The organism is uncultured Blautia sp., assembly GCF_902497045.1.
In the GTDB taxonomy this organism is placed as follows: domain Bacteria; phylum Bacillota; class Clostridia; order Lachnospirales; family Lachnospiraceae; genus Blautia_A.
In genome coordinates, this window is the sequence record NZ_CABVDF010000252.1 from 1 (window position 1) to 3,710 (window position 3,710).

Below are 3,710 nucleotides of genomic sequence, written 5' to 3' on the forward strand. Positions count from 1 at the left end.
TTGATTTCAGAGTTCCTTGACTTCAATAAAATACTATGGTATAAAGGAAGAGATTTAAGTGTCGATTATGTAAAATTACAGGAATCGGTGAAAAGGGAAACGGGTGAAAATCCCGTGCGGTGCCGCCGCTGTAAGCGCGAAAAAGCAAAATTGTTTCACTGCATCATAACTGCTTCTGGCAGAAGTGTGGGAAGGGACAAAAAAGGAATGCTGCGCGAAGCCAGAAGACCTGCTTATTTCTTTTTTTGCAGCCACGGTCCATGGTTTATGCAAAAAACAGAGGCATTTTATGTCAGCGTGCAGTAAAACGGATGCACTGTCATATGGTGACAGTGTTTTTTTATGCGTAAAAATGCCAATTTATCTGGACCTATCATATTTAGGAGGAAAAGATTAAAAATGTACAACAAAAAAATCACAACTATGCTTTTAGCAGCCTGCCTGACTGCAGGAATGACCACATTTACTGCTTTTGCAGCGGAAACAGAATATGAACCGGTGACGATTACTTTGAATCTTCAGCGTTCAGGACTGGGTGAAAATGTGGAGTACACATTTAAAGAAAAACCTTCTGCAGCAGTGGCGTCAGGAGATCAGATGGCAGATTTTTTCTTTGATCTGGGACTGGAAGACCAGATGGCAGGATACACCAAGGGAAGCTGCTGGAGTACCTTATCTGAATTTCCTGCAAGAGAGAAGGTTGCTCAGATTATGGAACCGGGTGAGTCTTTATCCAAGCTGTCCAAGGAAAAGCTTCTGGAAACAGGATGTGATTTTCTGATGGGATGGGATTCTGTTTTTTCAGATAAAAATTTCAATAAGGATTTTTGCGATGAGAACGGAATTGCAATGTATTTCCCATATGTGTGCTCCGACAGCGCAACTTTTGAAGATCTTTATAAAGATTATGAAACCCTGGGACGAATTTTTAAGGTAGAAGATGTGGCAGAAGAAAAGATCCAGACTATGAAGGATAAACTCCAGGAGGTAAAAGATACCATCGGAGAAGAGGCATATGCAGAACCAAAAAAAGTATTTGTTTATGACTCCGGTGAAGATGCTCCGTTTACAGCGTGCCAGGGAATGCCGGGAGACATTTTGAAGCTTGCCGGAGGAATTTCTATTTTTGATGATATTGAGGAAGGATGGGCAACTCCGTCATGGGAAGAAGTGATAGAACGTGATCCGGAAGTAATTTTGATCCTCAGCTACACAGGAGAAGATGATATTGCGAAAAAGAAAGAATTTCTTGAAACAAGTGAGTTTACAAAAGATCTGACCGCTGTAAAAGAGGGAAAAATATATTCTGCAAGCTGCTGCGACATGCAAGGATCAGCAGGCAGTGCGGTAACAGTGGAACAGATTGCTCAGCAGCTTTATCCGGAAGCCTTTAAATAAGGGGTGGATATGAAAACAAAATTAAAACCAGGCGGAGGAGGGCATTTTGCCTTCCTCCTGCTGTTACTGTCAGGATTGATCCTTGCTGCCGCCTGCATTTCTGTTACTATGGGCGCAGTAGAAATTTCACCATTAAATGTACTGAAGATCATTGTAAACAAAAGTACAGGCTGCGAAATATTTGAATGTCTGTGGGAGAAAAAGACAGAAACTATTATTTGGAATATTCGTTTTCCAAGAGTGCTGCTGGCATTTATTGTAGGTGCAGGATTATCTCTTTGCGGAGTTCTGATGCAGGCTCTTACCAAAAATTCACTTGCAGATCCCTATGTACTGGGAATTTCATCCGGAGCATCCGCGGGAGCGGTTAGTGTAATGGTTTTGGGATTTTTCCAATTTTTAGGAGGATATGCTGTAATTGCAGGTGCTACATTAGGAGCAATGCTGTCTATTATATTGTCAATGAAAATTGCTTCTGTAAGGGGACGGATCACATCTACGCAACTGGTACTGGCCGGGATTGCTACATCCGCACTGTTTTCAGCGATAACGAATCTTATCATTTATGGAGGAGGAGCTTCCGATAAAACAAAAACAGCTTTATACTGGATGGTAGGATCGTTAAGCGGTGCGAGCTGGGGACGTCTGCGTTATGTATCAGTTGTATTCCTGGTCACAATCATTGTGATATGCCTGTTTTCAAAGGAACTGGATGTGCTTCTTCTTGGTGATGATGTAGCGGAAACACTGGGGGTAGACACCGGAAAATTAAAATGGGTCATTATTATTGCATCTACAGTATTAACTGGTGTTGTAGTTTCTGTAAGCGGTGTAATTGGTTTTATTGGTTTGGTAGTGCCGCACATAATAAGACGTATTGCAGGATCCGGACACAGGAAGCTCATTCCGTTAGCATTGCTCGGAGGAGGCCTTTTTGCAGTGATCGCAGATCTTTTATCCAGGATCTTGATTGCACCGGAAGAACTGCAGATCGGTGTGATCTCAGCTTTTTTTGGTGCACCGTTTTTTCTGTATCTGATCAGAAAAGGAAGTATGGCAAAGGGATGAGGGAGGTTATGGTTCTGTGAGTCTGAAAGTGAAATCTCTGGACTATGAGATTGGTGGAAATGAAATTTTGCAAGATGTTTCGCTGGAAATCCAGAAGGGAGAATTTGTAGGTCTGGTCGGTCCAAACGGATGCGGAAAATCTACATTATTAAAAAATATATATCGGACATTAAAGCCAAAGCACAATACAGTCTTTATTGACGGAAATGATGTTCTTGGACTGTCGTCAAAAAAATTAGCATTGGAACTTGCGGTCATGGCACAGGAAAACAATATGGAATTTGATTTTCAAGTTCGTGATATGGTTATGTTCGGACGCTATGCCCGCAGAAAATTTCTTCAGGGTGATTCCCGACAGGACCGAGATTTATGTAAAAAATTTCTGACAGAAGTTGGATTGTCAGGATATGAAGAAAGGTCTTTTCTCAGTCTTTCCGGAGGAGAAAAACAGCGTGTTCTTCTGGCGCGTGCATTGATGCAGGAAAGCAGCTATATGATCCTGGATGAGCCCACAAATCACCTGGATATCAGCTATCAGTATCAGATCATGGATACTTTAAGGAAACAGAAAATCACAGTGTTTTCTTCTGTTCATGATCTTAATCTTGCGTCACTTTATTGCGATAGGATTATTTTTATGTATAAAGGAAAGGTTGTAGATCAGGGAAGACCAGAAGAGGTCCTCACAGCGGAGAACCTCTGGAAATTTTTTCATATAAAAGCTCAGATAACGAGAAATACAGCTACAGGAAAGCAGCAGATTTATTATCTGCCGGAATGGGCATAAAACTATTTTCGTTTTCTGAACCACGATATGAGAAAAAGTACAGCTCCGGCTATCAGAATTACCGGAAGCATAAAGCTGACTGCCAGAAAAAGCAAGATCAGCACTGCTGCTGCGGCAAGGATCACGATCAGTTTACCGTACCAGGTGGAAAGATCCAGGCGGTAGCGGTGGTGCTTTGACTGATTGGAATGATATACTTCTTCCTGACTGGCTTCAAAACGAGAATCAGGTTCTGCACCGGTGTCGATCAGTGTTTTTGCAATTAAACGAGGATCCCCAAGAGACTGAAGGACTTCCTGTTCATTTTTTCCATTTCGTATTTCATTTCTAATATAATCCTGATAATACTGTGTATGTGCAGATGCTTTTGAATCAGGGATCTGGTCTGAAAGTTGTTCATATAAAGTATCAAGAAATTCTTTTTCTGTCATATTTATCTCCCAAAATCATCATAAAC

Annotated in this window: 4 protein-coding genes and 1 riboswitch; of the genes, 3 read left to right on the forward strand and 1 reads right to left on the reverse strand. The window is 41.4% G+C overall.

The annotated features are described in order from the left end of the window. The first annotated feature begins 39 nt into the window (after positions 1–39). Positions 40–252: riboswitch (cobalamin riboswitch) on the forward strand. 147 nt (positions 253–399) lie between these two features. Genes RDS42_RS13245 through RDS42_RS13255 form a run of 3 tightly spaced genes read left to right on the forward strand, consistent with a single transcriptional unit; the run spans position 400 to position 3,253 of the window. Continuing rightward, on the forward strand, positions 400–1,398 hold the full coding sequence (locus RDS42_RS13245) for an ABC transporter substrate-binding protein (RefSeq protein ID WP_138271064.1): 999 nt from the start codon (positions 400–402) through the stop codon (positions 1,396–1,398). A gap of 9 nt (positions 1,399–1,407) precedes the next feature. Further along, complete coding sequence (locus RDS42_RS13250; RefSeq protein WP_138271063.1) at positions 1,408–2,466, forward strand: iron ABC transporter permease; 1,059 nt, start codon at positions 1,408–1,410, stop codon at positions 2,464–2,466. A 16-nt stretch (positions 2,467–2,482) separates the two neighbouring features. After that, positions 2,483–3,253 (forward strand): ABC transporter ATP-binding protein, encoded by a 771-nt coding sequence (locus RDS42_RS13255; RefSeq protein ID WP_308784073.1) that lies wholly within the window; start codon positions 2,483–2,485, stop codon positions 3,251–3,253. 2 nt (positions 3,254–3,255) lie between these two features. On the opposite strand, the gene RDS42_RS13260 is transcribed toward RDS42_RS13255, so the two are convergent. Continuing rightward, on the reverse strand, positions 3,256–3,684 hold the full coding sequence (locus RDS42_RS13260; RefSeq protein ID WP_138271061.1) for a DUF1700 domain-containing protein: 429 nt from the start codon (positions 3,682–3,684) through the stop codon (positions 3,256–3,258). Between the last annotated feature and the right edge of the window lie 26 nt (positions 3,685–3,710).

Excerpts from the sequence above, each read along its gene's own strand:
- RDS42_RS13245 (WP_138271064.1), top strand. The coding sequence starts at position 400 with ATGTACAACAAAAAAATCACAACTATGCTTTTAGCAGCCTGCCTGACT.
- RDS42_RS13250 (WP_138271063.1), top strand. The coding sequence starts at position 1,408 with ATGAAAACAAAATTAAAACCAGGCGGAGGAGGGCATTTTGCCTTCCTC.
- RDS42_RS13260 (WP_138271061.1), bottom strand. The coding sequence starts at position 3,684 with ATGACAGAAAAAGAATTTCTTGATACTTTATATGAACAACTTTCAGAC.